Annotated in this window: 22 protein-coding genes; 11 read left to right on the forward strand and 11 right to left on the reverse strand. The window is 64.2% G+C overall.

Features of this window, described 5'->3' with window-relative positions; genetic code table 11:
- Positions 1 to 3 precede the first annotated feature (3 nt).
- The 9 genes from NR193_RS05785 to ftsZ form a co-directional block, all read right to left on the reverse strand.
- Positions 4 to 1044: a 2-hydroxyacid dehydrogenase gene (locus NR193_RS05785; protein ID WP_256749917.1), complete on the reverse strand. Its 1041-nt coding sequence runs from the start codon at positions 1042 to 1044 to the stop codon at positions 4 to 6.
- A 10-nt stretch (positions 1045 to 1054) separates the two neighbouring features.
- The gene (locus NR193_RS05790; protein WP_256749918.1) at positions 1055 to 2608 is read right to left on the reverse strand and encodes an FGGY-family carbohydrate kinase; all 1554 of its coding nucleotides are present in this window, start codon (positions 2606 to 2608) and stop codon (positions 1055 to 1057) included.
- The gene (locus tag NR193_RS05795) at positions 2608 to 3732 is read right to left on the reverse strand and encodes an ABC transporter ATP-binding protein (RefSeq protein WP_256749919.1); all 1125 of its coding nucleotides are present in this window, start codon (positions 3730 to 3732) and stop codon (positions 2608 to 2610) included. The genes NR193_RS05790 and NR193_RS05795 overlap by 1 nt, the downstream gene beginning before the upstream one ends.
- Complete coding sequence (locus NR193_RS05800) at positions 3729 to 4847, reverse strand: ABC transporter ATP-binding protein (protein ID WP_256749920.1); 1119 nt, start codon at positions 4845 to 4847, stop codon at positions 3729 to 3731. Before NR193_RS05800 ends, NR193_RS05795 begins: the two co-directional genes overlap by 4 nt.
- Positions 4848 to 4849: 2 nt before the next feature.
- Positions 4850 to 5707 carry a carbohydrate ABC transporter permease gene (locus NR193_RS05805; protein ID WP_256749921.1) on the reverse strand — a complete coding sequence of 286 codons (858 nt, stop codon included), beginning with the start codon at positions 5705 to 5707 and terminating at the stop codon, positions 4850 to 4852.
- A 9-nt stretch (positions 5708 to 5716) separates the two neighbouring features.
- Positions 5717 to 6640, reverse strand: coding sequence for a carbohydrate ABC transporter permease (locus NR193_RS05810; RefSeq protein WP_091576905.1), 924 nt, complete (start codon positions 6638 to 6640; stop codon positions 5717 to 5719).
- Positions 6641 to 6849: 209 nt separating this feature from the next.
- Complete coding sequence (locus NR193_RS05815) at positions 6850 to 8295, reverse strand: ABC transporter substrate-binding protein (RefSeq protein WP_256749922.1); 1446 nt, start codon at positions 8293 to 8295, stop codon at positions 6850 to 6852.
- Positions 8296 to 8340: 45 nt separating this feature from the next.
- Positions 8341 to 9315, reverse strand: coding sequence for a sugar-binding transcriptional regulator (locus NR193_RS05820; RefSeq protein WP_256749923.1), 975 nt, complete (start codon positions 9313 to 9315; stop codon positions 8341 to 8343).
- A gap of 503 nt (positions 9316 to 9818) precedes the next feature.
- The gene (gene ftsZ / locus NR193_RS05825) at positions 9819 to 10856 is read right to left on the reverse strand and encodes a cell division protein FtsZ (protein ID WP_256749924.1); all 1038 of its coding nucleotides are present in this window, start codon (positions 10854 to 10856) and stop codon (positions 9819 to 9821) included.
- Between the two features lie 543 nt (positions 10857 to 11399).
- Between ftsZ and NR193_RS05830 the strand changes: the two genes are divergently transcribed.
- The 4 genes from NR193_RS05830 to NR193_RS05845 all read left to right on the forward strand — a co-directional run bounded on the left by NR193_RS05830 (position 11400) and on the right by NR193_RS05845 (position 15992).
- Entirely contained in the window at positions 11400 to 13466 is a 2067-nt protein-coding gene (locus NR193_RS05830; protein ID WP_256749925.1) for a N,N-dimethylformamidase beta subunit family domain-containing protein, read from the forward strand.
- A complete protein-coding gene (locus NR193_RS33610) occupies positions 13463 to 13747 on the forward strand; it encodes a hypothetical protein (RefSeq protein ID WP_375162687.1) in 285 nt (94 codons plus the stop codon). The genes NR193_RS05830 and NR193_RS33610 overlap by 4 nt, the downstream gene beginning before the upstream one ends.
- A complete protein-coding gene (locus tag NR193_RS05840; RefSeq protein ID WP_256749926.1) occupies positions 13720 to 14418 on the forward strand; it encodes a GntR family transcriptional regulator in 699 nt (232 codons plus the stop codon). The genes NR193_RS33610 and NR193_RS05840 overlap by 28 nt, the downstream gene beginning before the upstream one ends.
- A gap of 218 nt (positions 14419 to 14636) precedes the next feature.
- On the forward strand, positions 14637 to 15992 hold the full coding sequence (locus NR193_RS05845; RefSeq protein WP_256749927.1) for a glutamine synthetase family protein: 1356 nt from the start codon (positions 14637 to 14639) through the stop codon (positions 15990 to 15992).
- 132 nt (positions 15993 to 16124) lie between these two features.
- Here the strand turns inward: NR193_RS05845 and NR193_RS05850 are convergent, their stop codons facing one another.
- Both NR193_RS05850 and NR193_RS05855 read right to left on the reverse strand, forming a co-directional pair.
- Entirely contained in the window at positions 16125 to 16814 is a 690-nt protein-coding gene (locus tag NR193_RS05850) for an SDR family NAD(P)-dependent oxidoreductase (RefSeq protein WP_256749928.1), read from the reverse strand.
- A 217-nt stretch (positions 16815 to 17031) separates the two neighbouring features.
- Positions 17032 to 17892: a MurR/RpiR family transcriptional regulator gene (locus tag NR193_RS05855; protein ID WP_256749929.1), complete on the reverse strand. Its 861-nt coding sequence runs from the start codon at positions 17890 to 17892 to the stop codon at positions 17032 to 17034.
- 193 nt (positions 17893 to 18085) lie between these two features.
- Between NR193_RS05855 and murA the strand changes: the two genes are divergently transcribed.
- The 7 genes from murA to NR193_RS05890 all read left to right on the forward strand — a co-directional run bounded on the left by murA (position 18086) and on the right by NR193_RS05890 (position 26641).
- Positions 18086 to 19342, forward strand: a complete 1257-nt coding sequence (gene murA / locus NR193_RS05860) for a UDP-N-acetylglucosamine 1-carboxyvinyltransferase (RefSeq protein WP_256749930.1) — start codon at positions 18086 to 18088, stop codon at positions 19340 to 19342.
- Positions 19339 to 20223: an N-acetylglucosamine kinase gene (locus tag NR193_RS05865; protein WP_256749931.1), complete on the forward strand. Its 885-nt coding sequence runs from the start codon at positions 19339 to 19341 to the stop codon at positions 20221 to 20223. Before murA ends, NR193_RS05865 begins: the two co-directional genes overlap by 4 nt.
- Before the next feature lie 180 nt (positions 20224 to 20403).
- Positions 20404 to 21351 (forward strand): N-acetylmuramic acid 6-phosphate etherase, encoded by a 948-nt coding sequence (gene murQ / locus NR193_RS05870; RefSeq protein WP_256749932.1) that lies wholly within the window; start codon positions 20404 to 20406, stop codon positions 21349 to 21351.
- 197 nt (positions 21352 to 21548) lie between these two features.
- A complete protein-coding gene (locus NR193_RS05875; RefSeq protein WP_256749933.1) occupies positions 21549 to 23063 on the forward strand; it encodes an ABC transporter substrate-binding protein in 1515 nt (504 codons plus the stop codon).
- A 34-nt stretch (positions 23064 to 23097) separates the two neighbouring features.
- Positions 23098 to 24057 (forward strand): ABC transporter permease, encoded by a 960-nt coding sequence (locus NR193_RS05880; protein ID WP_256749934.1) that lies wholly within the window; start codon positions 23098 to 23100, stop codon positions 24055 to 24057.
- Positions 24057 to 24896 carry an ABC transporter permease gene (locus NR193_RS05885; RefSeq protein ID WP_256749935.1) on the forward strand — a complete coding sequence of 280 codons (840 nt, stop codon included), beginning with the start codon at positions 24057 to 24059 and terminating at the stop codon, positions 24894 to 24896. The genes NR193_RS05880 and NR193_RS05885 overlap by 1 nt, the downstream gene beginning before the upstream one ends.
- On the forward strand, positions 24893 to 26641 hold the full coding sequence (locus NR193_RS05890) for an ABC transporter ATP-binding protein (RefSeq protein WP_256749936.1): 1749 nt from the start codon (positions 24893 to 24895) through the stop codon (positions 26639 to 26641). Before NR193_RS05885 ends, NR193_RS05890 begins: the two co-directional genes overlap by 4 nt.
- The last annotated feature ends 31 nt before the right edge of the window (positions 26642 to 26672 follow it).

A 26672-nucleotide genomic window follows, 5' to 3' on the forward strand; every position in this document is an offset into this window, starting at 1 on the left:
CTTTCAGCACGGATTGACCGGAGGCAGGCCGGCGATATAGCGGCGTACCTCTTCGGCGGCCTGCTCGGCGGCGTAGGTCACGGTGCGCACCGAGGCGCCGGCGATGTGCGGCGTCAGCGTCACGTTGGGAAGCTGCAGCAAAGGCCATTCGGCGGGCACCGGCTCGATCGCGAAGGTCTCCAGCATGGCGCTGGCGATCTGTCCCGAAACAAGCGCCTCGTAGAGCGCGTCATAGTCGACCAGCGGTCCCCGCGCAGTGTTGATGAGAATTACCCCCGGCTTCATCCGCGCGATGGTGTCCTTGCCGATCATGCCGCGTGTCTCCTCGGTCACCCGGGGATGCAGCGTGACCACATCGGCACGGGACAGGAGATCGTCCAGCGCGACGAGCTCGACGCCGGCATTGCGGTCGTCGGCGCTCAACTGCACATAGGGGTCGCAAACGAGGACGTGGCAACCGAAGGCGCGCAGCAGACGGACCACTTTCGTGCCGATATTGCCATAGCCGATGACGCCGACGGTCATCTCGCCGAGTTCGCGGCCGGTGCGGTCGGCACGGTAGAGGTCGCCACGCCATTCGCCCTTGCGCAAGGCCTCGTGGCCGACCCGGATCAGCCGCGTCTCGGCCAGGATGGCGCCGATGGTGAACTCGGCCACGGCGGTCGCGTTGCGGCCAGGCACATTGACCACGGTAATGCCGTGAGTCCTGGCCGCGCCCATGTCGATGTTGATGGGGCCGCCGCGCGATACCGCGACCAGCTTGAGCGCCGGCAGGCGCCGCATCATGCCGTCCGACAGCGGAGCAAGCTGGGTGACGAGGATTTCGGCATCGCCGATGAAATCGACGATCTCGTCGGGGTGGCCGAAATACTCCTTGATCTTGTCGAGGCCGAGCGCCGCATTGCCGAATTCCATCGGTTCGTCGGGCCATGCCGTCTGCAGTGTGCGGATGTCGAGGCCGCCGCTCGCGGCCTTCTCGATTTCGGCGCGAAACACGTCCGGAAGCATGAAATGGTCGCCAATGATCGCTATTTTCCTGGGCATACTCGACTTCTCAATTTGCCTTCGATGCAGCCATGGCGCGCCAGACAGGCCGTAGCGCCTCATGCGCCAACATGTAGGATGGGGTCATCCTGTCGTAGATCGCGGCGAGGCTGCGGTCGCTTGGCTCCGCCTCGCCAAGCAGGGGCGTCACCCATTCGCCGACGCAATCATCCATCGATGCGTATTGGCCGACGCAGACCGCGGCGATCATCGCCGCACCCGCGGCACCGGCCTCCTCGCGCTCGCTCGTGCGAATATCGGCGCCGACCGCGGCACCAAGAATCTTGCGCAGCGCCGGGCTTCGGGCGGCGCCACCGGTCAGGCGAACCTCACGAGGCAGCGGCCCCATGGCCGCGTAGCAATCGCGCGCCGCGAAGGCCAGCCCCTCGAAGACCGCGCGGACGAGGTCGGCATAGCCGTGCCGCGAGGAAATGCCGACGAACCCCGCCCTGGCATTGGCATCGACGAACGGCCCGCGCTCGCCGGCCTCGGACACGTAGGGCTGATAGAGCAGCGAAGCCGGCTGCGAGGCCGCAATCCAGGTGTCGACCAGCGCGATCATCTCGCCATTGCTGCGGGTGATGCCTTGCGAGGCGAGAATTCCGGAGGCCAGCCCAAGCACCCAGTCGATGTTGAGCGTTGCCGCCATGTTCGACTGCATCTGCGCGAACACGCCGGGCGCCGGCATCGCCATCGTGTAGCCGGTTGCCGCCTGGTTGAGCTGCACGTCGTCGGGGGTTTCGGCCAGCCGCATATGCATGCCGGTAGAGCCGATGATCGAGCAGCCGGGCTTGCGCTTGCGATCCAGCAAGCCGGCGCCGAGCGCGGTGCAAACGACGTCGACATAGCCGAGCACCACCGGAGTACCGGCGAGCATCCCGGTGGCGTCGGCCGCCGCCTGCGACAGTCCGGTGCTGTGCCTGGTGCCGTCGACGACCGGCGGCAGCAGATGCCTGAGATCGGCGACGCCGAGCACGTCGAGGACGTCGTCGCAATAGTCGCGGGTGTGGAAATCACCGAAGGTGAAGGTTCCCTCCGACGGATCGGTTGCGCGTTCGCCGGTCAGTTTGAAATAGAGCCAGTCCTTGCAATGGAAGGCCGTCGCGGCCTTGGCCAGCATCTCTGGCATGTTGCGCTTCATGAACACGAACTGCGAGCCCTGCTGGCAGGCGGCAAGGCCGGTGCCGGTCCTTTCGAAGCGGAGCCGGTCCTCGGGCCGCGCGCGCATCTCCTCGACGACACCGGCGGCGCGCGCATCGAGCCAGAGCCAGCCCTTGGCCACCGGTTCGCCCTTGCCGTCGATCAGCCACGTGCCGTCGCCTTGCCCGGTGACCGCGATCGCGACGGTTCGGTTGGCGAGGTCGGGCACCTTGTCGGCGAGCTGGCGCAAGGTCGCGGCGGCATCGCTCCATGTGCGCGCCAGATCCTGTTCGGCGCCACCGCCCGGCAGCGTCTCGTAGTGGTTCGGCAGCGCGGCGGCGGCAATCTGCCGGCCAGCGGTGTCGAAGGCGATGGACTTGATGACGGAGGTGCCGGCGTCGAGGCCGATCAGGACATCCCGCATCACGCAAGCTCCATGCCGTGCGAGATGGCCTTGCCGCTCGCCTGGTCGAAGACGTGCAGGTTCTTCGGATCGATGCTGACATTGATAGGCGCACCCAGGTCCAGGCGGGTGCGGTCATGTTCGACCAGAACCAGCGAGCCGCCGGCAAAGTCCGCCGCTATGTGGGTCTGGTCGCCGAGCCACTGATTGGCCGAAACCCTGGCCGGAACACCCTCCTTCGAGCGCCGCACCGCGTAGGGCCTGATGCCGATGACGACCCGTTCGCGGCTGAGCAGCTGGTCGCGAACCGCAGCGCTGAAGGCGTCCTTGTCGTAGTCGAGCGAGAGCCCATCCGGCAGCCGCAGATTGATGCGGCCGGCGGTCGCGCCGACATAAGCCTCGAAGACGTTCATCGGCGGCTCGCCGACAAAGGTGCCGGTGAACAGGTTCGCCGGGCGCTCCTTGATCCTGTCCGACGTGTCGAACTGCTGCAGCACGCCGCCCTCCATCACCGCGATACGGTCGGCCAGCGCGTTGGCCTCGGTCTGGTCGTGGGTGACCAGGATCGCGGTCAGGCCGCGTTCCTTGATGAAGTGCTTGATGCGGCCGCGCAGCACGGCACGCAGCTGCGGTTCGAGCTGACCCATCGGCTCGTCGAGCAGATGCAGATCGGCCTCCCGGATCAGTGCCCGGCCGAGGCTGGCGCGCTGCTGCTGGCCGCCGGAGATGGAGCTGGGGTAGCGCTCCAGTATGTCCTCGATCTCGAGCAGCTTGGCGATGCTGGCGACCTTGGCGTCGACCTCGCTCTTCGGCAACCTTGCCGCCTTGAGCGCGAACGCCATGTTCTCGCGCACGGTCAGCGGCGGATAGAGCGAATAGCCCTCGAACGCCATCGCCACGTTGCGCCTGACCGGCGGCAAGGTGTGAACCTGGCGGCCGCCGACCGAGATCGCGCCCCGCGAGACCTCCTCGAAGCCGGCGATCATGCGCAGCGTCGAGGTCTTGCCGCAGCCCGACGAGCCGAGCAGCGCCACGATCTCGCCCTTGCCGATTTCCATCGTCAGGTTCTGGACGGCGTGAACGCCCCGGTCGATCGGGCCATAGAACTTGTCGACGCCGGAAATGGTGAGTGCGCTCGGGCTCATGCCGCTTCTCCGTTGCGCAAAACGACGACGTTCTTGGAACCGATGCGCTCGCCGCTGGCGTGGTCGAACAACAAGGCGCTCTTGCTGTCGACGGAGATGTGGGCCTTGCCCTCGCTGCGGCCCGGCGTTCCGGCCGGGCGCGAGACCAGAATTTCACGGCCGCGCACGGTGCGCACCAGCGTGACGATCTTTTCGTTGAGCGGCGTCTCGGCCTCTACGGTCACGGGAATGGCGCCGGGCGCCCCCTCCTCGACGAAGCTCAAGGCTTCCGGCCGCAGGCCGATCACGCAGTCGCGGCCGACCGCCGTCTCGTAGGCACCGGCCAGATGGACCTGGACGTTGGACAGGCCGACATAGATCCCCCTGGTATCCTGCGCGGGCTTGACGTCGAGCAGGTTGATGGTGGGGTCGCCGAACAGTCGCGCGATCTCGATATTGGCCGGCTCGCGGTAGATCTGCTCTGGCGTGCCGAGCTGCCTGATGACGCCTTGCGACATCACCGCGATGCGGTCGCCGAGCGCCATGGCTTCCTTGTAGTCCTGGGTGACGTAGACGACGGTCGCGCCGCGATCGGCGAGCAGCCTCGGCAGTTCGAGGCGCATCTCGAAGCGCAGCTTGGCGTCGACATTGCGCAAGGGATCGTCGAGCAGGAGCAGCGGCGGCGAACCGACCAGCGCGCGGGCAAGCGCCGTGCGCTGCTTCTGGCCGTTGGAGAGCGCGCGCGGCTTGTGGCTGAGCACATGGGCGATCTTCAACAGCTTGGCGACGCTCTCGACGCCGGCCTTGATCGCGCTTTGCGATGATCGCTTGGCCTCCAGCGGCGTCGCGATGTTGTCGAACGCGGTCATATGCGGAAACAAGGCGAAATTCTGGAAAGCCATGCCGATGCCGCGGAACTCCGCATCGACATCGGTCATGTCGTCGCCGCCGATGAATATCTTGCCCTCATCCGGATCGATGACGCCGGCGACAAGGCGCAGCAGCACGGTCTTGCCGGCGCCGGAGGGGCCGAACAGGACAAGGGTCTCGCCGTCGGCGACGGTCAGGGACAGATTGTCGAGAACGGTCTGGCTCTTGTAGCGCTTGACGACGTTTCTGAGTTCGAGGCTGGCCATTTCTATCCTTTCACCGCGCCGAGCGACAGACCTTCGACGAGATAGCGCTGCGCATAAAGGGCGAGCGCCAGCGTCGGCGTGATCGACAACACGATGGCCGCCGAAATCTGGCCATACTGGATGCCCGAGGAGGTGATGAAGGCGAGCGCACCGACCGTCACCGGCTGCTTGTCGGCCGAGGCCAACACCAGCGCGAAGACGAAGTTGTTCCAGGCAAAGATGAACGCGAGCAGACCGGCGGCGGCGATGCCCGGGCCGGCAAGCGGCAGCGCGATCTTGCGGAAGGTGGCGAACCAGGAATGGCCGCCGATGCGGTAGGCATATTCGATGTCGGCCGGAATGTCCTCGAAATAGCCGCGCACGATCCACAGGATCAGCGGCAGGCAGATCAGCTGGTAGACCCAGATCAGCCCGATATAGGTGTTGGCCAATCCAAGCTTCTGGAAATAGAGGGTGAGCGGCAAGAGCACCAGCAGCGCCGGCGCGAACTTGAACGACAGCAGCGTGAAGGCGATGTCCTCCGAACCGCGGAACTTGTGCCGCGCGAAGGCGTAAGCCGCCGGGACGCCGAGCAGCAGGGAGACCGCAACCGAGGTGACCGACAGGAACACCGAATTCCACAGGTTGCGCATGAAGGCGATGTCGAGCGTGCCGGCCGCCGTCACCAGCTTGCCGGTAATCAGCGCGGTGTAGTTGGCCAGCGTCGGCTCGAAGATCAACTGCGGCGGAATGCGCAGGATGGTTTCGTTGGTCTGGAACGACATCATGAAGATCCAGGCGATCGGGAACATGAAGAAGATCACGACCAGCGTCAGTGCCGCGCCGCGCAGGATGCGTTCGAGCAGGGAGGTGTGTTCCATGTCCGCCTCCTATGCCTGGCCGCGGGCGCGTTCGCGCAGCCGCAGCCAGTTCTTGATGAAGATGTTGGAGAGGAAATAGGTGATCGCCCACAGGATGATCATCAGCGCCGCCGAGCGGCCGACATTGGTCGACTGGAAGAAGTTCAGATAGGCCTCGACCTGGAACACCGTCAGCGTATCGCCAGGCCCGCCCTGCGTCATCGCGTAGATGATGTCGAACTGCTGGATGGAGTCGAGCAGGCGGAACAGCGTCGCCGTCAGTATGTAGGGCGTCAGCATCGGCAAGGTGATGCGGAAGAACACGAAGCTCCTCGGCACGCCGTCGAGTGCCGCGGCCTCGAAAGGCTGCGTCGGCAGGCTGCGCAGGCCGGCCAGCAGGAGGATCATGATGAAGGGCGTGTAGACCCAGATATCGACCAGCACGACGGTGAAAAGCGCCGTCGACGGCGACGAGGCCCAGCGGAAATCCTGCAGCCCGATCAGGCTGGCGAGATAACTCAGCACACCGAAGCCGGGATTGGTCATCAGCTTCCACATCAGCGCGGCCAGCGCCGGCGCCGTCATCAGCGGCATCAACAGCATGATCGAGATGAAATTGTTCAGCGTCGAGCGCTTCTGCAGCAGCATGGCGATGGCGAGACCGAGAAGCAGCTCCAGTACGACCGTGGTGCCCGCATAGAGCAGCGAGACCTTGAGCGTGTTCCAGAACTTCGGGTCGGTGAAGAAGGAGATGTAGTTGTCGCCCCAGTTGAACTGCCGTGCCCAGGGCTGGCTCAGGCGGTAGCGCTGGAACGAATAGACGACCGAGGTCAGGAATGGGATGAGGATGCCGATGCAGACCAGCAAGGCCGGCAGGCTGAGCACGTAGGGCAATACCCTCTTGCTGATCCTGAAGCCGGACGGCCCGGCCCTTTGTGTTGTTGCGGCAGTCATCCGCTGCTCCATGATCCTGTTGGCTCGCCCGGCCGGCCGCCCAAGGGAGCCAGGCGGCCGGTGGGCGAATTGGCGGCGCTTTTTTCGAGCATCGGTTTTTCCCAAAACCGGAGTCCACTTTTGGGCCCGATGCTCCAGGCGCCGCGTCGCAGTCGTGAAAGTCGGGTCGGGACTGGCCTGCCGCGGCGAGCCAGCCCCTGGGCCTTGGCCTAGCCGAGGCCGGCTTCCTTGAGCTGGCCGTCGATGCTCTCGGCCAACTTGTCGAGACCCTCGTCGACCGGCACTTCCTTGGCCACCATCTTCTGCAGCGTCGCCGCCCATTCGGTGGTGAGATCGAAGAACAGCGGCTGCGCCGTGAACTTGATGCTGGCGCCCGGCGCCGAGGCGTCGAACATCTCGACATAGCCCGGATAGCTCTTATTCAGCTTGTCGCGGAACATCTCGTCCTTCCAGACCGACTGGCGGACCGGATTGACGAAGTCCATCTTGGTGGCGCCGAACAGCCCGTGCTCCGGACCGGAGGCCCATTGCATGAAGTACCAGGTGGCGTCCTTGTCCTTCGAGAAATTGGACATTGCCAGCGACCAGATCCAGATGTTGGGCGTCGCCGCCTTGGCCGCCGGATTGGCCTTGAAGCTTGCAAAGGCGAGCTTGCCGGCCATCTTGTTGTCGCCGCCATTCATGAAGTAGCCGAGGATATCGGCGTCGAAGATCATCGCCGAGGCGCCGGCGCCGAGATCGGTGCCGACCTGATACCAGGTGTAGGTCGACCAGTCCTTGGGGCCGCTCTCCTGGATCATCTGAACCCACTGCTTGTGGAAAGCCTTGGACTCGGCGGTGTTCATCGCGGCCGACAATTTGCCGTCAGCCGAGACATTGAGGTCCTTCTGGTCAAAATTGGCGTAGGCCGACAGGAAGCCGGGATGGATCGTCGCCCAGGAGCGCGAGCCACGCACGCCGATGCCGTAGACGCCGCCACCGACATCCTTGGTGAGCTTGGCCGCCGCGGCAACCATCTCGTCCATGTTGCCGGGAATGGTGACGCCGGCCTTGTCGAACATGGCCTTGTTGTAGGTGATGTTGTTCTGCTCGAAGCCCCACGGAATGCACCACTGCTTGGCGTCGTCCGAACCCAGCGCGCCGCCCGGCTTGCCATTCCATGCGCAGGAATTCTTGACGCCGGGCAGGAAGTCGTCCCAGGCATAGTTCGGGTTGGTCTTGGCCGGGTCCTTGATCCATTCGTTGAGGTCGGTGATCCAGCCGGCCGGACCATAGGTCCAGGTCATGTAGGCGCCGGTCATGAAGGCATCGTATTCGGGCGAGCTCGCCGACAGCGCGGCGGTGACCTTGTCGAAATAGACGTCTTCCGGGAACACGTCATAGACGACGTTCATGCCGGTCAGCTGCTTGAAGTTCTCGAGATCGGCGATCATCGCGTCGGCGTAAGGATGCTTGTTGAGCAAGAGCTTGATGGTCTTGCCCTTGTGCGCCTTCCAGTCGAAGTCCGCGGCAAGCGCTCGGGTCTGGCCCAGATTGAGCAGCGTGCCGGCGGTACCCGCGGCAAGGCCCATCGCACCCAGTCCCTTGATCAGCCCGCGACGGTCGACTTGTCCGCGCAGGAAGGCGTCAATGAGGTCTTTCTCTTTCTCATGCATTTCGTCTTCTCCTCCACAGGGTAGTTTCAACTGAACGGTTGCCGGCTACCCGACCGGCGTCTCTCCCACGAGCGATCGCGCCGTCCGCTCGTCGGTTATCAGGCCCCTGAGATAGCGGCCCTCCAGCACCGACTTGATGGCACGAACCTTCACCTTGCCGCCGGCGACGGCGACAATCCGGCGATTGCTGATATCCTCCCTGGCCAGCGCCAGCGCCCGGTTGGAAACGGTCGTCGCCACCGCATTGCCGGCATCATCGAAGAAATGGCCGAGCAATTCGCCGACGCCGCCGTTGCGGCGGATCTCCTCCATCTCGCCCTTTTCGATCATGCCGGTGGCGACCAGCGACGCCTCGCGTTCGGCGGTGCCGATGCCGGCAAGCAGCAGGTCGGCCGATTTCGCAAAATCGAAGACCTCGCTGACGCCCTTCTGCCCGAGCAGCACGAGCCGGTCCTCCGCGGTATTGGCGAACATCGGCACCGGCATGACGTAGGCTTCGGCGCCTGTGCGTTCGGCGAGGCGGTGGATGACATCATGCGGGTTGGCCGAGAATTTCCGCGTCAGGCCGCCGAGCAGCGAGACGAAGCGGATCTTGTCGGTCGAGGTGCGCGGCAGATATTCCACGCAAGCGGCCAGCGTGCGGCCATGGCCGACGCCGATCAGCGCTTCCTCGCCACGTTCGATCTCGCGCTTGAGAAATTGCGCGCCGGCAATTCCGAGCGCCTTGAGCGGCAGATCTTCCGAATCGAAATCGGGAACCACCTCGCAATAATCGAGGCCGTAGCGCCGGGACAGTTCGTCCTCGAGCTCGACGCATTCCGACACTTCGCCGTCGATATAGACCTTCACCAGCCCTTCCTGGTTGGCCTTGGTGATGAGGCGATGGGCCTTGAGGCTGGTCAGTCCCAGCCGCTTGGCAACTTCGGACTGGGTCAGGCCGCCGGCGTAATGAAGCCATGCGGCACGCGCCGCCATGCTGGTTTCATCGTCGCGCAAGAGCCCGTTGCCAAATCCGACCATTTCCGCCCTTTGATATTTTTATCAGCTCATGCAAAATTTTTCACAAGACATCCCCGGAGTCAAGCGCCCAGCCATGCGCGAGGCTTGAAACAGCCTTCGGGCTGTTCAACGACAGTCGTGTGGGGAGCAAAGTGCAGGGCAGCCGGCCATATGAGCAGCGCCAGTCAGGAATGACAGCGGGCAGCCAGAAGAGAAAAGGCGCTTATGCTTCGCGCAGGAAAGCGTGCGGCTATGCGGATTCAGGCAGCGGCTCGGGCGGAGATCCGATTGCCGCATGGTCGTTGCACGATAAGGCTGACTGCGTTGTCAAAGGTCCGGGGCCAAGCTGCTCAGCACGCAAACCGCGATGACGCCGCTGCGAAGAAGAGCCGCGTTTTGCCACCGGCATTGATCGCGAAGCCGCAGCGATGCGGCCGACCCGGGGGATCGTCCCCTCGCCCGGCACGCTACGGGCAATGCGCGGAACACGAGTTTTGCCGGACGGCGTTCGGATCGAATACGCCCTACTGCAGTATCCGCGACGGCGCCTGGCCTGAACGGTCGCCCGTGAACTCGGCGTTGGCGTCCCCCGCCTCAAACGGGCGATCGAGCCCGGTCGCCACGACCGACACCCTGAACTTGCCTTCCAGATTCTTGTCGAAGATGGCGCCGACGATAATGTCGGCATCCTCGTAGACCTCTTCGCGTATGCGGGTGGCGGCTTCATCGACCTCGAACAGGGTCATGTCGCGGCCGCCTGATATAGAGACCAGAACGCCCTTTGCGCCCTTCATCGACGCCTCATCCAGAAGCGGATTGGCGATTGCCGCTTCCGCTGCCTTGATGGCCCGGCTTTCGCCGGACGCCTCGCCCGTACCCATCATCGCGCGGCCCATGCCCCGCATCACCGATTTCACGTCGGCGAAGTCGAGATTGATCAGGCCTTCCTTGACGATCAGGTCGGTAATGCAGCCGACACCGGAATAAAGCACCCGGTCGGCGATGACGAAAGCGTCGGCAAAGGTGGTCTTGGCATCGGCGATCCTGAACAGGTTCTGGTTCGGGATGACGATTACGGTGTCGGCGCTCTCGCGAAGCCGCGCGATGCCTTCCTCGGCCATCTGCATGCGCCGCTTGCCCTCGAACGCGAACGGCTTGGTGACGACACCCACGGTCAGGATGCCGGCCTTGCGCGCCGCATGCGCGATGATCGGAGCGGCTCCGGTTCCCGTGCCGCCGCCCATGCCGGCGGTGACGAAACACATGTGCGTGCCCTGGAGATGGTCCATGATCTCGTCAAGCGATTCCTCGGCGGCGGCGCGGCCGATCTCGGGAAGCGATCCGGCACCCAGCCCCTCGGTGACATGAGCACCAAGCTGGATCAGCCTCGTTGCCTTCGACATCGCAAGCGCCTGGGCGTCGGTGTTGGCGGCGATGAACTCGGTGCCCTGAAGCTGCTCCGCGATCATGTTGTTGACGGCATTCCCACCTCCGCCGCCAACGCCGATCACGGTGATCTTGGGTCTCATCTCGGAGATCTCGGGCTTCTTGAACTCGGCCATGCCGCTTTCTCCTTTGCCAATTGCGCGCTTCACGACCACCCGCAGACTGTCTTGGGGGGTATTGCAATCGAGCGGTATGATGCGAATCAGTCCGCTCGGATGGGTGCCCCAAAAAGCCAGAGAGCGGCCGCGCGTGCAAGTGCGGCAAAAGTCAAGATTTGTGATGACGGGATCGACCTCGTGCCGCGGGACTGTCCGCCCCCGGCGATCCTGTGATCAGGCGCCGCTTCGGGACGACCCTGCGTCCCCGGAACCTGGCTGGGTTGCCCGAGCTCAAGGATAGGCATCGGCGACCGCGGGCGGGGACCCGGACGCGAACCAAGGGGCACGCAGCAACAACACGATCGCCGGCTCATGCGAGCGCGGGCATTCCTCGGCGCGAGCCCTCAAAAAACGGACTTTGTCACCGATCGTGCCGCGATGGGATATATCCACAAGAAGCGATGCCCATAGTGTGATTCAAAAAGGGGGTACGAGAGAATTGTCGAATTTGCCATCCAACGGATTGCACCGGCCGGAATCGCGGCGCGGACTTTTGCCGAGATGAGACGTCCCGTCGATCACGGCGCCATGGCCGTTTCAGGTTACACGGTTCCCTGGCACGCAGCGGCAGGAACGCCTGTCGCCCTTCATGTCTCGTCATCGCGGCAAGTGCGCGATGTGCGGATCGTACGGCTCGACACACCCTCGGCTGAATTCATGGATTGGCACGTTGGGCCGACCAGGGATGCCGCGTCCCACCGCGAATTCGATCAGGGATCTTTCCTGAAGATCGCGGCGTCGGAACTTGCCAAGTGCGCGGAGATCAGCGGCGTCGCCTTTGAAGTGTATCTGACCCGCTATGACGGCGTCCGGGTGCTGTTTGAGGGCGGCGCATTGCGGCTTCAGCTGCAGGACGGAAAGCTGACTTTCATCCATCATGGCGAAGCGCTTCAGACCGGCGGGACCGTGCCGGCAAACACCTGGCTGGCGGTCGAGATTTCATCCGATGGCGACGGGACAGTCCTTCGGATCAGCTCCGACGACCTGTTGGCGCCGTTTCGCCTGCATCGGCAATTCAATCTGCCCTGGCAGCCTCCGTCAGACGATGTGTTCTTCGGCGCCAGCGCGGCAAACGATGTCAGGTCGCTCAACGCCAAGTTCTCGGCAATCGCCCTGCAAACCACGGCCGGACGCATTGCCTGGACGTTCCCCACCTTGCTGCCGAGCGGCCCGCTCGCCTCGACAGGCGGAGATCGCGCCCTCTTGCTGGAAGCGGTCAACCAACCGGCGTTCTGCATGACCTCACGCCGCTGGGACGGATCGAGTTTCGATCCAAGGCTGGTGCCGTCACACTACGACGCGGTGCATTGCCACGACGACGACATGGGATCGTTGCAGTGGCCAGCCTCATACCAATTGCGTGTCCCCGCCGAGGCGGCTGCCGGCGTCTACGCCTTCGAGGTCGGCCATGCCGGTGGATCGGAGCGCATCGTCTTCTTCATCACCTCGTCCCTCCGGTGTTCACCGCTGTTGTTCCTGGTGCCGACGGCCACCTATCTCGCTTACGCGGATGAATTCCTGCCCGCGCATCTGTACGAGTGGATGTGCGAGGATCGGGGCCATCGCTTTGCGATCGATAACAATCTGAAGTCGCTCTACGACTACCATAGTGACCTCAGCGGCGTGTCGATCTGCTCCTACCGGAAGCCGAAGGCGACGCTGCGCGACGACTACAATTACCCGCTGTGTGGTTGTCCGCACAATCTGCCGGTCGACCTGCACTTGCTGCGCTTCTGCCATAGCAACGGCATCGCCTTCGATCTCATCACCGACCGCGACCTGCATGAGCGGGGCCTCGCCGGCCTGCAAGGCTATCGGGCCGTCGTCACCGGCAGCCACCCGGAATACATGTCGATCGAAATGGAGCATGCCCTGCGCCAGTTCGCGGCAACAGGCGGCAGCATCGCCTATCTCGGCGGCAATGGTTTTGCCGGCAAGGTCGCGTTCCAGGACGATCTCATGGAACTGCGCCGTTCGCCGCTCGAGGCGGCGCGCACCTGGGATGGGCCGATCGCCGAACAATCGCTGTCGATCACCAACCAGCCGGGCGGTCATCTTCGCGCCAGCGGGCGCGGCGAATTCTCGCTGACCGGCGTCGCCATCTCGCTGATGGGCTTTGACGGCGCGCGCCCCTTCACCCGCACACCGCAAAGCCATGAACCTTCGGCCGCATGGCTGTTCGACGGCGTCGCCGACGAGACCTTCGGCAACGAGGGCATCGTGCTGGGCGGCGCGGCCGGCTATGAGGTCGATGCCACCGATCCGCATCTTGGCACGTCCCTCGATACGATAGTCATTGCGCGTGCAACCGGCTTCCCGGACAGTTTCGTCCATGACGCGACGCGCTGGTATGAGGGCGGCGCCAGCGAGTGCGCCGCGCGCCGTTGCGCGGAGATGACGCTGCGCCATCTTCCTTCAGGAGGTTTGATCTTCTGCGCGAGTTCGGTCGCCTGGTGCGGCGCATTGCCGACGGGAAGTGCGATGAACGACGTCGGCAGGATCACGATGAATTTGCTGGCGCACCTGGCGAGGGCAAAGAACCAGCCGGCCGGATGCAGCGGCTCTTGATGCATATCTCGCAGCAGCATCGCCTGACCGTGATCCTCGTCACCCACGATGCCGAGGAGGCCGTCTGTCTGTCCGATCGCATCTTTGTCATTGGCCTCAACCCGGGGCGCATTCCGGTGCCTTGCGGCGCTGCGATCGATGCGTCTATCATGCCGACCCACAAGTCGCTGACAACGGCCCACACATGGCGTTCAGCCAGCAAAACAATTACTAGCGGCGAATGTCGTCAGCTGCGTAGATTAGCGACCCGCCAATGGCCGACAGAACACAATTCGGGTTGACCGCCGTCGACACCGTTCCCTTGCATGAGAAAGTCTATCTGGAACTCGTGCGGGCCCTGATGTCCGGCCAGTTCGTACCTGGCCAGAAGCTGACCTCACGCAAGCTCGCCAAGGAACTCGGCACCAGCGACATGCCGGTGCGCAGCGCCTTCATGCGGCTCCAGGCATTGCGCGCGCTCAGCCCGATGCCGAACGGCAGCGTCGAGGTGCCGGTGATCTCGGCCGAACGGTTTTCGCAATTGACCGCCGTGCGGACGATCCTCGAAGGCTCGGCGACCGAGCTTGCGACAAAACTCATCAACGGCAACAATCTGCGGACGATCCGACGCCACGGCACCGAACTAACCCGGGCAGCCCGCAAGGGCGATATCGACGACTATCTCAGGAAGAACTACGATTTCAAATTCTCGATCTATCGCCATTGCGGCAACGAGCAGATGATCTTCCTGATCGAGACCGTATGGATGCAGGTGGGTCCATTTCTGCGGAACCTCGCCATGGGGTTCGAGAATGACCTCGCCTCCATCCTCGACATCGACTATCACGAGGAAGCCGTCGCGGCGATCGAGGCCCAGGACGGGGAACGAGCCCGCGCAGCCATCGTGCGCGACATCGACGAAGGCGCGATACATATCCTGCAGCAGGCCAGATTTCCGGGAACAAGAACCTAGAAATGCCACTTGGCTTTCCATTCTCTTGCCTTTATGTTGCGATCGCAGATCGCGCAATTGGTTTTGGAAATGCCTCCCGACATCCCGGCTAGTGAATTGAAAAAATAAGGAAAACGCTCTGCAGCAGCCAGAGTTCGTTTTCGAAAAACTCACGAGCTATTTTTACCAGGGACAGTGCGGCCGATCAGGCCGCGGCACCAAAAACCAGAGGTTGGAAATTGAGCGATGCAATTGCGGACGTTCTGAACTGGCTTGAAAGCAGAAGCGATATCCAGAGCCTGAGAGCGGCGGTGTGCGACCTCAACGGTGTCATGCGCGGCAAGCGCATCCCGGTCGAGCAGGCCCGCAAGGCGCTGGAAGGCAAGCTGCGCATGCCCTATTCGCTGATCGGGCTCGACATCTGGGGCGAGGACATCGAAGGTAACACGCTGGTTTTCTCGACCGGCGATGCCGACGGGCTTTGCCAATGGACCGGACGCGGCATTCTCCCGGTGGAATGGACGGCGCATCCGACGGCGCTTGTCCCGCTCTGGCTCGCCGATGAAACCGGCGCGCCCTATCTCGGTGATCCCCGGCGGGCGCTGGCTCGAATCCTCGACCGCTACAAGGCGTTGGGCCTGACCCCGGTCGCGGCGACTGAACTTGAATTCTATCTGGTCGATCCGCAATCGCAGCGGCCGGTCGGGCCCGTCTCGCCGGTAACCGGGCGTCGTCTCGATTCGGATGCGGCGTTGTCCATCGACGAGATCGACGATTTCGAATCCTTCATCCATGACGTCTACGAAGCCTGCCGGGCACAAGGCATTCCCGTCGACACCGCCATTGCTGAAAATGGCGTCGGCCAGTTCGAGATCAATTTGAACCACGTCGCGGACGCCCTGCGGGCGGCCGACGATGCCGTGCTGTTCAAACGCACGGTCAAGGGCATCGCCCGCAAGCACGGCTTCGCCGCCTGTTTCATGGCAAAGCCCTATGGCGACCGCGCCGGCAATGGCTTTCACGTCCATTTCAGCCTTGTCGACGGCGAAGGGCGCAACGTCTTCGACGACGGCACCGATCAGGGCTCGGAGATCATGCGCCATGCGGTCGGCGGCCTGCTTGCGGCGATGGCCGAGAGCACACTGGTGTTCGCACCGCATTTCAATTCATACCGCAGGCTTCGTCCGAGGTCCTACGCGCCGACCGCGGTCGCCTGGGGCTACGAGAACCGCATGGTCGCGATCCGCATTCCCGGCGGCCCGACCGGCGCGCGCCGCATCGAGCATCGCGTTTCGGGAGCGGATGCCAATCCCTATCTCGTGCTTGCGGCCATATTGGGTGCCGCACTGATCGGCATTGAAAGACAGATGTCGCCGGGCGACCCGGCCGGCAGCGATGGCCAAGGGCTTGCGCCGGCCAAGCTGCCGCCGGACTGGGCGTCCGCGATCGCCGCCTTTGAGAGCGGAACCCATGTGGCGGAGATCTTTCCAGCGATCCTGCGCGACTCCTTCATCGCCTGCAAACGCCAGGAACTGAATACGTTCGCACTCAATGTCAGCGATTTCGAGATCGAAACCTATCTCGAAAGCGTCTAGCCCCGACTGACCGGCAGCTTCCTTCCCTATAGGGCACCGCTGCCGACATCGATGATGTAGGCATCTATCCATACGGCGGGCAAGCGCGACCGAGCGGGCGCGCATCGATCGGTCATGAAACCAGCTGGATTGTCAGAACGCCTCGACCCACGGCCTGAGCTCGACTTCGAAGCTCCAGGCGCTGCGGTGCTGACGATGGATCGCGAGATAGGCCTCGGCGATCGCGTCCGGCGACAGACGGCGGTCCGGCCGGTCCGGATCAGCTGGCTGTCCGGGCGGCTCGATCTGGCCGTCGATGATGAAGTGGGCGACATGGATGTTTTGCGGACCCAGTTCGCGGGCCATGGATTGCGCCAGTCCGCGAAGCCCGAATTTCGGCATGGCAAAGCCGGCGGAGCCGGAAAATCCCTTGAGGCTGGCGGTGGCACCGGTGAACAGGATCGATCCCGAGCCGCGCGCCAGCAGCCGCCGCGCCGCCTGCTGGCCGACCAGGAAGCCGCCATAGGCGCCGACCAGCAGCGCCTGCCTGACCGCATCGGGATCGAGCTCGGCGATCGGGCCGCGCGTGCGCCCGCTGGCGTTGAACACTGCAAGCGCCAGCGGACCGGCCTTGTCGGCGGTCTCGAACAGATTTGTGACGGAGGCTGGATCAGCGACGTCCGTCTCGACGGCCAGCGCGCCGGTTTCGTCGACCAGGGAGGCGAGTTTCTGGACATTGCGGGCGGCCAGGACCACACGAAAACCATCCTTGGCGAGCAGGCGTGCCAGCGAGGCGCTAAGGCCCTGCCCCGCGCCTGCTATCACTGCGACGTCGGATGCCATGATATCTTCCTCCTTGCGAACGAACGCGCTGCGTTTCGCAGCGTCGCGCCTTCGGCGACGAGAGGCAAGAAAAGCCTTGCTGGAATTTTGGCGCCTGGCAGATGCTGATGCCAAAAGCTGCACGTGCAAGCTCCCGGACAACCAGCCGACCTACGACGTCGGCGGGACAGAGGGAAGGATCGCTGCGGGTGGAGTTGGCCACCATTGACTGGCCACCCTACGAGGCGCGATCCGCCTTCAGCACCGAGACCGCCGCCTCGCTGTTGTGGACATACTCGTTGGCGTCCGGCTGCTTCTGCACGAGCAGGATGAACAGCAGGTCGGTCAGTGTCAGCTGCGCGTCGCGCGCGGTGATGGAGGACGAGCGCGCGCGCTCCTCGTCGGCGACGGTGTAGAGGCGGATGTCGGCGACACGGCTCAGCGGATTGTCGTGCAGGCCGGTGACGGCGATCACCGTCGTGCCGCGCTTGCGGGCCAGTTCGGCGATGCGCAAGGTTTCGATGCTGGCGCCGGAATAGGAGAGTGCGAACAGCACGTCGCCGGGCCCGAGCGTCGAGACATTGGCCATCTGGATGTGGCTGTCACTGTCATGCAGCACGTTGCGGCCGAGCTTCATCAGCTTGTAGGAGAAATCGCGCGCCACCAGGGAGGAGGCGCCGACACCGACGAGATGGATGCGGCGCGCGCCATCCAGCAATTCCAACGTCCTGGAGATGATGCGCTCGCTGTTGGCGGCGACGGTCTGCTGCATCGACAAAAGCTTGCTGCCGATCAGCTTCTTCAGGATGACCTGGTAGTTGTCGCCGACCTCGATCGAGCCGTGGATGACGCCGGCCGGCACCTGCCATTCCTGCGCCTTGGCTTCGCTGACCGCGAGCTTGAGTTCCTGATAGCTGGCATAGCCGAGCTTCTGGCTGAACTTGACGACACTCGACTGGCTGCGCCCGATCTCGGCCGCGAGAGCAGCCGTCGACAGCCGCAGCATCTGGTCGGGATTGTCGACGATGTATTGGCCGATCTCGCGATCGCCAGGCGCCATGGCGTCAAGCTTCGCATTGATCCTGTTCAGAACGGACACGGGATTCCCTCGCGCTTTCAGGCCCGCAAGCCGGAGACGACCTGCCGGGCCAAGGAATAAATTATTCCAATTTCGATTGACAGCCAAGAACGTAGAATTAATTCTCGACCTGGACCGGGCCAAAAATCGGGATTCGGAGCATTATCTCCGGAGCGAGACGCCGGCCCGGCTCTCATCACCAAGGTTTCAGCCCATGGACAGATTGCGGATCGTCGGCGGACAAAGGCTGGAAGGCGCGGTGACGATTTCCGGCGCCAAGAATGCCGCCCTGCCGCAGATAGCGGCGGCGCTGCTCAGCCCCTACCCGCTCGAACTGACCAACCTGCCTGATGTGACCGACGTCGAGAACATGCTCGGCGTGATGCGGCTTCATGGCGCCGAGGTGACACGATCGGCTCATGCCGCGACGATCGACACCAGTGCCGCCGTCTCCAAGGAAACGTCCTACGACACGGTGCGAAAGATGCGGGCGACGGTGCTCGTTCTGGCGCCGCTGCTCGCCCGTTTCGGTCAGGCGCGGGTCTCGCTGCCGGGCGGCTGCGCGATCGGCGCACGGCCTGTCGACATGCATGTGGCGGCGCTCGCGGCACTGGGCGCCAGCATCGCGATCGAGAATGGCTCGATCGTCGCCTCCGCACCGAGCGGACTGACCGGCACCCGCATCGTCTTGAGCTCGCCGTCGGTCGGGGCAACGGAAACCGCGATGATGGCGGCGGCTACGGCGAAGGGCGAAACCGAAATCCTGAACGCGGCGCGCGAGCCCGAGGTGGCGGACCTCGCCGCTTGCCTCAACGCCATGGGCGCGCACATCGAGGGCGCCGGCACGCACCGCATCCTGATTGCCGGCAGGACGAATTGGCATGCGGCCAGGCATGACATCATTCCGGACCGGATCGAGGCCGGCACCTATGCCATCGCCGCGGCGATCACCGGTGGCCAGTTGGAACTGACCCATGCCCGGCTCGAGCACATGGCATCGGTGGTGCAGCTTCTCGAGGCCACCGGCGTCAGCGTCTGGCCCGGCGACCGCGGGCTCATCGTGTCGCGCGACCGGCCGCTCAAGGCTGTCGACGTCACGACGGAACCCTACCCGGGTTTTCCGACCGACCTCCAGGCGCAGTTCATGGCACTGATGTGCTGTGCCGAGGGCGCATCGCTGCTGCGTGAAACCATTTTCGAGAACCGCTTCATGCATGTCCCCGAACTGATGCGGCTCGGCGCCAACATCAAGCTGCAAGGCACCATGGCGCTGGTGCGTGGCGGCGAGAAACTGCACGGCGCGCAAGTGATGGCCACCGATCTGCGCGCTTCGGTATCGCTCGTGCTGGCGGCGCTGGTGTCCGAAGGCGAGACCATCATCAACCGCGTCTATCACCTCGACCGCGGCTACGAACAACTGGACCGCAAGCTCCGCCTGTGCGGCGCCGACATAGAGCGGCTGAGCGCATGAGCAGCGTGGCGGACCACTATTTTCTCGGTGTCGACGGCGGCGGCACCGGTTGCCGGGCCCGCATCGAGGATGCGGACGGAACCGTGCTGGGACAGGGCCTGTCGGGCCCGGCAACGACCCGGCTCGGCATCGACACAGCCTGGGCGTCCATTGCGAAGGCTTTCGGCACGGCGATCGAGGAGGCAGGCTTTGGACCGGCGCAGAGCGCCAGGATCCGCGCCGGCATCGGTCTTGCCGGCATCGGCCGCAAGGGCGCGCTGGAGACGCTGCGGGCGATCGCTCATCCCTTCGCCAGCATCGATTTCGTCAGCGACGGCATCGGCGCCTGCCTTGGCGCGCATTCCGGCCAGGATGGTGCCATCGTCATCGCCGGTACCGGCTCGATCGGCCTCGGCTTTGTCGAGGGGCGCGACCTACGCGTCGGCGGCTACGGCTTTCCGATCTCCGACGAGGGCAGCGGCGCCGATCTTGGTCTGAAGGCCGTGCAACTGGCGTTGCGCGCCCATGACGGCCGGCACGAGCCGACCGCACTGCTGGCGGAGGTGATGCAGCGCTTCGAAAGCGACCCGATGGAAGCCGTCGCCTGGATGGACCGAGCCAGTGCCACCGACTACGCGGCCCTGGCGCCGATGGTGATGCGCCATGCCGATCAGGGTGATCCTGTCGGACGGCGCATCGTGCAAAGCGCGGCCGAGCAGATCGATACGCTGGTGCGGGTGCTGTTCGAAAAAGGCGCACCGCGCGTGACCTTGCTGGGTGGCCTCTCCAGCCCGCTCGAACCCTGGCTCTCTCCCGATGTCCGCCGCCGCCTGAAGCCCGCTGACGGAGACGCCGTGTCGGGAGCGATCATCCTCGCCAAGAGGTCCCTCGGCGGTCGATAGCGCGTTGCCTTAGAAGGAATAATATATTCCATATTCCTGTTGACGATACGAATATTCAATTCTAAAAAGTTAACAAAAGAAAACAGGGCGGCAACCGTGGACCCATGGGTCCGTGCGCAGCGGTGCCGGTACGAGCCATGCTCGCCGCCGGCTGGGCCGCATGATTTTTGAAAGCGAGCGATGACCGAGCACGGGTTGATGTCTGAGCTGGACCGGCTGGTTTCCGAGGGCCGGAACCCAAAGACGATGGACATCGACCTGCTGCCGACCATCGACGTCCTGCGCAAGATCAATGACGAGGACAGGGCCGTCCCGACGGCTGTCGAAAAGGTTCTACCCGACATCGCTGCCGCGGTGGACCGTATCGTGCTTGCCTTCCAGAAAGGTGCGCGGCTTGTCTATATGGGCGCCGGCACCAGCGGCCGGCTTGGGGTGCTCGACGCTTCGGAATGCCCGCCCACCTTCGGCGTGCCGGAAGGCATGGTCGTCGGCCTGATCGCCGGCGGTCCCGACGCCCTGGTGCGGTCGACGGAGGGCGCCGAGGATGATCCGAAAATGGGCGCCAAGGCATTGCAGGAGATCGGGCTCACCGCCGACGACGTCGTGGTCGGCATCGCGGTGAGCGGGCGCACGCCTTACGTCATCGGCGGATTGAACTATGCCAGGCAGGTGGGCGCAACGACGGTCGCCCTGTCCTGCAATCCGGCGTCGACCATTGCCGGCATCGCCGACATAGCGATCTCGCCGGTTGTCGGCCCGGAAGTGCTCACCGGCTCGACCCGGCTGAAGTCGGGAACCGCGCAGAAGCTGGTGCTCAACATGCTGACCACCGCCAGCATGATCCGCATCGGCAAGAGCTACCAGAACCTGATGGTGGATCTCAACCCGTCGAACAAGAAGCTGGTAGCCCGGGCGATCCGGATCGTCATGCAGACGACCGGCTGCACGGCACAACAGGCGAAACAGGTGCTCGCCCTGACCGACAATGACGTGAAACTGGCGATCCTGGTGACGATCACCGGCATGGGCGTCGAGGAGGCGCGCGCGGCTCTCGGCAAGGCCGGAGGCTTCCTGAGAAAGGCAATCAGCGACGTGACGGGATCAAGCCGCACGGACAAGACGGCATGAAGCCGTACGGGACAAGACGGCATGAGCCGCATGAGACAAGACGGCGTAAAGCCGCTTGGGACAAGACGGCGTGAAGCCGCTTGAGACAAGACGGCGCGAAGCCGCATAGACTGGGCCGATACTCCAAAGCATGTGTGTCTTGGAAGCGGTCCGCAGAAACTGCAAGGCATCAAGTTCAATCACAATGGGAGACGAAAATGATCCACCTCACAAGAAAGCTGCTGTCAGGCATCACGCTGGCGGCGATGCTCGGCATCACGACGGTTTCGACGCAGGCGGCGACGCTGCACATGGCCTGGTCGCAGGACGCCACCGGACTCGACCCGCACAAGCAGACGGCGTTTTCGTCGCTGCGGCTCTTGGAACTGATCTATGAGCCGCTGGTGCGGGTCGACGCCAGCCTTCAGATCATCCCCGCCATCGCTACATCCTGGGAGTTCTCGAAGGACGGCAAGGAGCTGACCTTCAAGCTCGACCCCAAGGCGAAATTCCAGGACGGCACCGCGGTCACCTCGGCCGACGTCAAGGCATCGTTCGAGCGCATCCTCGACGAGAAGACGGGCGCGGCCGCCCGCGCCAACTTCCTGTCGATCGCCAGCATCGACACGCCCGATGCGGCGACCGTCGTGTTTCATCTGTCGCAGCCCGACGTGCCGATCCTGACGGCGATGAGCGATGTCAACGCGGCGATCGTTCCGGCAAGCGAAATCAAGGCCGGCTCGATCGGCACCAAGGCGGTCGGCTCGGGTCCGTTCAAGCTCGACAAATGGGACCCTAACGCCAAGGAAGTCCTGAGCGCCAACAAGGATTGGGCCGGCGGCGCGACCGGCGTCGACGGCATCGAGATCAGCGTGCTGCCGGACGAAGCGGCGATCCTGGCCGCCATGCGCACCAAGCAGATCGATTTCGCGCTGCTCAACGACCCGCTCGTCGCCACGCTGGTGCCGAAAGAGGCCAGCCTGCAACTGAACCGCGTGCCGGTCCTGTCCTATCACGTGCTGCAGCTCAATCCGTCGCGCAAGCCGATGACCGAGCTCAAGGTGCGCCAGGCCATCTCCTGCGCCATCGACCGGCAAGAGGTGCTGGACACCGCGTCGCTCGGCGAAGGCAAGGTCACCGGACCACTGACCATTCCGGCTCTCGCGACCGATCCGAGCCAGCTGTTCTGCTACAAGCGCGATGTCGACAAGGCCAAGAAGCTGATGGCCGAAGCCGGTTTTGCCGACGGCTTTTCGGCGACCGTGATCGGCGCCACCGGCGAGCCGCCAACGGCGGCGGCGGAAGCCCAGGTGATCCAGTCGCAGCTGGCTGAAATCGGCGTCAAGCTCGACATCAAGATGATGGAACTCAACGTCTATGTCGACGCCTGGCTGAAGGGCGATTTCGACATGGCGATCGCCTTGAACGGCGGCCGGGCCGACCCCTACACCATGTACAACCGCTATTGGACCAAGGCCGGCAATCTGCAGAAGGTGGCGAACTACATCGACGACACGCTCGACAGCCTGATGCAGAAGGGCCGCGCCGAGACCGACCCGGCGAAACGCAAGGTGATCTTCGCCGAGTTCGAGAAACACCTCGCCGAGGTGTCGCCGTGGATCTGGCTCTACACCTCCTACAGCTATACGGCCCAGCAGAAGAACATCGCGGGGTTCGTGCCGACGCCGACCGGCACGCTGTTCAGCCTGAGCAAGGTTACCATTCAGCAGTAGCCGCCGCTGGCATTGGACGAGAGGACTTCTTCGCGTGAACTATCTGATGCGACGACTGGCGGCGTTTCCTCTCGTCCTGCTTGGCGTATCCATCCTGGTCTTCGTGGCGATCCGGATGGTGCCAGGCGATTCGATCACGGCGATGCTGGGCACCGAGGCCGGCCTGCTGACCCCGGCGCAACGTGATTCGCTCGCCGCTTATTTCGGCATCGACCAGCCCTGGTTCGTCCAGTACTGGCGCTGGATAGGCGGCATCCTGCACGGCAATCTCGGCATTTCCGTCACCTATGGCAGGCCGGTGCTCGACGTCATCCTCGAGCGCTTCCCGCTGACACTCGAACTGGCGGTGCTGTCGATGATCATCGCGCTCATCGTCGGCTTGCCGGCCGGGATCTTTGCCGCCACGCACAATGAGAAGCCGTCCGACCTCGGTGTGCGCATCGTCGCCATGATCGGCCAGTCGACGCCGAGCTTCGTGCTTGGCCTGCTGATCATCTACACGCTGTCGGCCGGCTTTGGCGTGCTGCCGGCGATGGGCGAGTTCGCGCCGCTCTGGCAAGATCCCTTGCGCAATCTCGGCCAGTTGATCCTGCCTGCCATCACGCTCGGCTTTGCCTTCGCGGCTTCGGTCACCCGCATATCGCGCTCAGCCATGCTCGACGTGTTGAGCGACGACTATGTCCGCACCGCGCGCAGCAAGGGCGCATCGGCGCGCAGCGTCATCTGGCGGCATGCCCTGCCCAATGCGCTGATCCCGGTCGTCACCTTGAGCGGCATCGAATTCGGCTATCTGCTGGGTGGCGCGGTCATCGTCGAGCAGATCTACGCGCTGCCCGGCCTCGGCCGCATGGTGCTGGATGCGATCCAGCAGCGCGACTACGCGCTGGTGCAGGGAAGCGTGCTGTTCATCGCCCTCAACTTCATGATCGTCAATCTCCTGGTCGACCTCGCCTATGTCGCGCTCGATCCGCGCATCCGGCTGGGAGAGCAATGATGCGCATCCTGCGAGCCATCTTCGGACACGCCAGTGGCCGCATCGGCGGCGTCATCGTCGGCGTCTATCTGCTGATCGCCGTCCTCGGCATGCTGGGGCTGACGCCGCACAATCCGATCACGCAATACCGGGTCGACCGGCTGCATGCGCCCAACGGCGCCTACTGGATGGGCACGGACCTGTTCGGCCGCGACGTGGCCAGCCGGCTGATGGCGGGCGTCGGTCAGTCGTTCACGGTTGCCTTCTTCTCGGTGGCCTTCGCGACCCTTGCCGGCACCGTGCTCGGGCTGGCCGCCGCCTGGCTCGGGCGCCGCTGGGACGGCGTGCTGATGCGGATCATGGATGTGCTGCTGGCCTTTCCGGCAATCCTTTTGGCGCTGCTCATCGTCACCGTCGCCGGGCCGGGCACGTGGACCAGCGTCGTCGCCATCGGCATCGTCTACACGCCGATCTTCACCCGCGTGGTGCGCGGCCCTGCCCTTTCGCTCAAGGCACGCGAATTCGTCGACGCCGCGCGCACCTTCGGCAGCAGTTCGAGCTACATCGTGACCCGGCACCTGCTGCTCAATCTGGTGGCGCCATTGACCGTACAGGTGACGCTGGCGCTGGCCTGGGCGCTGCTGACGGAAGCGGGCCTGAGCTTTCTTGGGCTAGGCACGCAGCCGCCCGCCGCCTCGCTCGGCCTGATGCTGAGCGACAGCCGCAACCTGATGGAGACGGCGCCCTGGCTGATGATCTTCCCGGGCCTGGCAATCATGATCAGCATCCTCGGCTTCAATCTTCTGGGTGACGCCTTGCGCGATATCCTCGACCCGAAGATGCGCAGGGCGCCGGCATGATCCCGCTGCTCTCCGTTCGCGACCTGCGCGTCGGCTTCGGCCGCAATCCGCAAGCCAATGAGGTGGTGCGCGGCGTCAGCTTCGATCTGGCCGACGGCGAAACGCTGGCCATCGTCGGCGAAAGCGGTTCCGGCAAATCGGTCACCGCGCTGTCGATCAATCGTCTCATCGACTTCGGCGGCGGCCGCATCACCGGCGGCGCGATGAAGCTGAAACGGGCCGATGGCAGCCTTTTCGACCTGATGACCGCGACCGAACCGCAACTGACCGGCATTCGCGGCGCCGAGATCGGCATGATCTTCCAGGAGCCGATGACCTCGCTCAATCCGGTGCTGACCATCGGCACGCAGATCGAGGAATCGTTCCGGCTGCACCGCGGCCTGACTGGCAGGCAGGCCACGGCGGCAGCCAAGGATGCGCTCGACCGCGTGCGCATTCCCGATGCCGCGCGGCGGCTGAAATACACCCCCAACCAGTTGTCGGGCGGCATGCTGCAGCGGGTGATGATCGCGATTGCGCTCGCCTGCAATCCGCGCCTGCTCATCGCGGATGAGCCGACGACGGCGCTCGACGTCACCGTACAGGCGCAGATCATGGCGCTGCTTGCCGAGTTGAAGCGGGAAACCGGCATGTCGATGATCTTCATCACGCACGACATCGGCCTGGTTGCCGGTATCGCCGACAAGGTGATGGTGATGCAGAGTGGAAAAGCTGTCGAACAGGGCGAGTTGAACCAGATCCTCGACAATCCGCAGCATCCCTATACGCAGCACCTGCTGCATGCCGTGCCGCATTTCGCCAACGGCCGCGCGACGCGCGTTGACGGACAGCGCGACAAGGGCGCAAGCACGGAACCAGCCTTGAAGGTCGACGGTCTGGTGGTGCGGTTTCCGCTCAAGAGCAGTTTCTTCAGCCGCGCAACGGGCGCCGTGCATGCCGTCGACGGTGTCGATTTCGACCTGATGCCAGGCGAGACGCTGGCCATCGTCGGCGAGAGCGGCTCGGGCAAGTCGACCACCGCGCGCGCGGTGCTGGGGCTGGTGCGATCGACACGCGGCAGCTTCACGGTCGGTGCGCGAAAGGCTTCCGCGGCGCAAAGCGCCCTGCCCGTTCAGATGGTGTTCCAGAACCCCTATGCCTCACTCAACCCGAGGCTCACCATCGAGAGCATTCTGGCCGAGCCGGTGATTGCAACCGGCGGCCGCGTGGATGCCGGGACGCAGACGCGGATGGCGAGCCTGCTCGAACGCGTCGGCCTGCCAGGGAACAGCCTGGAACGCTATCCGCACGAATTCTCCGGGGGCCAGCGGCAAAGGCTGTGCATAGCGCGGGCGCTGATGCTCAACCCATCCGTCGTTGTTCTCGATGAAGCGGTTTCGGCGCTCGATGTGTCGGTGCAGGCCAAGGTGCTGGAGCTGCTGGTCGACCTGCAGCGCGAGTTCGGGCTGGCCTATCTGTTCATCTCGCACGACATGGCTGTCGTCGAGCGGATCGCCCACCGGATCGCCGTCATCTATGCCGGCCAGATCGTCGAGATCGGCGATGCGGCTTCCGTGCTGTCGAAGCCGAAGCATTCCTACACGAAAAAACTCATTGCCGCCGTTCCGACCATCGACCGCCGCCATGAGCATTTCGAGCTCGACACGCGCCAGGTTCCCTCGCTTGTACGCCCGCAGGGGTTTGAGCCGGCTGCGGCCAGATGGGAGCAGCTTGGGCCGGACCATCGAGCGAGGACGGAGGCGTGATGCTTGTCATCAGGGCATTTCCAGACGGAGG

Origin of the sequence: Mesorhizobium sp. Mes31, assembly GCF_024519675.1 — a bacterium.
Lineage (GTDB): Bacteria > Pseudomonadota > Alphaproteobacteria > Rhizobiales > Rhizobiaceae > Mesorhizobium.